Source organism: Cetobacterium somerae ATCC BAA-474 (assembly GCF_000479045.1).
Taxonomy (GTDB): domain Bacteria; phylum Fusobacteriota; class Fusobacteriia; order Fusobacteriales; family Fusobacteriaceae; genus Cetobacterium_A; species Cetobacterium_A somerae.
Genome location: NZ_KI518113.1, coordinates 1 through 2,959, shown reverse-complemented (window position 1 = coordinate 2,959; position 2,959 = coordinate 1). Strand labels below are relative to the sequence as shown.

At 34.3% G+C, this 2,959-nt stretch carries 3 protein-coding genes; all 3 read left to right on the top strand.

The features are described 5' to 3' along the window. Positions 1 to 14 precede the first annotated feature (14 nt). Entirely contained in the window at positions 15 to 1,160 is a 1,146-nt protein-coding gene (locus tag HMPREF0202_RS04335; protein ID WP_023052072.1) for an acyl-CoA dehydrogenase, read from the top strand. Positions 1,161 to 1,179: 19 nt separating this feature from the next. Continuing rightward, entirely contained in the window at positions 1,180 to 1,965 is a 786-nt protein-coding gene (locus HMPREF0202_RS04330) for an electron transfer flavoprotein subunit beta/FixA family protein (protein ID WP_023052071.1), read from the top strand. 22 nt (positions 1,966 to 1,987) lie between these two features. Continuing rightward, a partial coding sequence (locus HMPREF0202_RS04325; RefSeq protein WP_023052070.1) for an electron transfer flavoprotein subunit alpha/FixB family protein occupies positions 1,988 to 2,959 on the top strand: 972 nt, incomplete at its 3' end.

Sequence of the window (2,959 nt, the reverse complement as noted above, 5' to 3'; positions counted from 1 at the left end):
TTAGGAGGAAATAAATGGATTTTACATTAACTAAATCGCAAGAACTTTTTAAGCAAATGATTACAGCTTTTGCTGAAAATGAAGTTAAACCTCTTGCTGCTGAAATTGATGAGGAAGAGAGATTCCCTGTTGAAACTGTTGAAAAAATGAGTAAAACTGGTCTTATGGGAATTGTTATTCCTACTCAATACGGTGGTGCTGGTGGAGACCAAATTATGTATACTATGGCTGTTGAAGAGCTTTCAAAAGTTTGTGGTACTACTGGAGTTATCCTTTCTGCTCATACATCTTTAGGAGTTGCTCCTATTTTAGAGTTTGGAACTGAGGAGCAAAAACAAAAGTATCTTCCTAAAATGGCTTCTGGTGAATGGATTGGTGCTTTTGGTTTAACTGAACCAAACGCTGGTACTGACGCTGCTGGACAACAAACTACTGCTTGGTTTGATGAAAAAACTAATGAGTGGGTATTAAACGGTTCTAAAATATTTATAACAAATGCTGGATATGCTCACGTTTATATTATATTTGCCATGACTGATAAATCAGCTGGTTTAAAAGGTATCTCTACTTTTATAGTTGAAGCTGATACTCCTGGATTCTCTGTAGGTAAAAAAGAGAAAAAGCTTGGAATTAAAGGTTCTGCTACTTGTGAGTTAATCTTTGAAGATTGTAGAATTCCAAAGGAAAACTTAGTTGGAGCTATTGGAAAAGGATTTAAAATTGCAATGATGACTCTTGATGGAGGAAGAATTGGAATTGCTGCTCAAGCTCTTGGAATTGCTGGTGGAGCTTTAGATGAAACTATTAAATATGTAAAAGAGAGAAAACAATTTGGAAGAGCTCTTTCTCAATTCCAAAATACACAGTTCCAAATTGCTGATATGTATGCAAAAGTAGAAGCTTCGAAACACCTAGTTTACAAAGCTGCTTGGAAAAAATCTAGAAAAGAAAACTACTCAGTTGATGCTGCTACAGCAAAACTATTTGCTGCTGAAACAGCTATGGATGTAACAACAAAAGCTGTTCAACTTCATGGAGGATATGGATATACAAGAGAGTATCCTGTTGAGAGAATGATGAGAGATGCTAAAATTACTGAGATTTATGAGGGAACTTCAGAAGTTCAAAGAATGGTTATCGCAGGATCATTACTAAAGTAAATTAGGAGGATTAAACAGAATGAAAATAGTTGTATGTATAAAACAAGTACCTGATACTACAGAGATTAGATTAGATCCTGTTAAAGGAACTCTTATTAGAGATGGAGTACCTAGTATCATAAATCCAGATGATAAAGGTGGATTAGAAGAAGCATTAAGATTAAAAGATAAATTTGGAGCTCACGTTACTGCTATAACAATGGGACCTCCTCAAGCTGATTCAGCTTTAAGAGAAGCTATTGCTATGGGAGTAGATAGAGCAATACTTTTAACTGATAGAAAATTTGCAGGAGCAGATACACTAGCTACATCTCATGCGATATCAGCAGCTTTAAAAGAGTTAGATTATGACCTTATTATCGCAGGAAGACAAGCTATTGATGGAGATACTGCACAAGTTGGGCCACAAATTGCTGAATTTTTAAATCTTCCACAAATTACATATGTAAATGATATTAAGTTTGATGGAAAAGATACATTTGAAGTAAAAAGAGCTACTGAAGAGGGATACATGTTACTTCAAGTTCAAAAACCTTGTTTAATGACAATCTTAGCTGAAGCAAATAAACCAAGATATATGAACGTTAAAAACATTGTAGAAGCTTTCAATAAAGAGGTTGAGGTTTGGGGAGTAGATAGATTATCTGATATAGATGAAGAAAAATTAGGACTTAAAGGTTCTCCAACAAAAGTTAAAAAATCATTTACTAAAGGTGTTAAAGCAGTTGGACAGCTTTATGAAGTTGACCCTCAAGAAGCAGCGAAAATTATTGTTGAAAAATTAAAGGAAAAATTTATAATCTAAAATTTTAAAGAAGGAGAATGTCATGAATTTAAATGAATATAGAGGGATCCTTGTTTTTGCTGAGCAAAGAGAGGGAGTACTACAAAATGTTGGATTAGAGTTAATCGGTAAAGGAAAAGAGTTAGCTAAATCTCTTGATGAGAAAGTTACAGCTGTACTTTTAGGATATAACATCCAAAATTTAGCTAAAGAGTTAGTTGCTTATGGTGCTGATGAAGTTGTAGTAGTAGATTCAAAAGAGTTAGCAATCTATGATACTGAAGCTTATACACAAGCATTTTCAGCAGTTATTAACGAAAGAAAACCTGAGATTGTATTAATTGGAGCGACTACACTTGGAAGAGACTTAGGACCTAGAATCTCATCTAGAATTGAAACAGGACTTACAGCTGATTGTACAATGTTAGAGATTGGAGAAAATAGAGAGTTTTTAATGACAAGACCAGCTTTTGGTGGAAACTTAATGGCCACTATCATCTGTCCTGATCATAGACCTCAAATGTCAACAGTTAGACCTGGAGTTATGACAAGATTATCAAAAGATGAGAATAGAGATGGAAAAATTACAGATTTTAAAGTTAATTTTGATCACTCAAAAATGAAAGTAAAAGTTTTAAATATAATAAAAGAAGCAAAAGCAAAAGTAGATATTACAGAGGCTAAAATACTAGTTTCAGGAGGAAGAGGAGTTGGAGCTCAAGGTGGATTTGACAACTTAGAACTTCTTGCAAATGAACTTGGTGGAGTAGCAGCGGCTTCTAGAGCATTAGTTGATGCTGGAATAGTAAGTCATGATAGACAAGTTGGACAAACAGGAAAAACAGTTAGACCAGATGTATACTTTGCATTTGGAATCTCTGGAGCAATACAGCACTTAGCTGGAATGGAGGAGTCAGAGTACATAATAGCTATAAATAAAGATAAAGCGGCACCTATTTTTGGAGTAGCAGATTTAGGATTAGTAACTGATTTAGGAAAAACAGCAACTTATTTA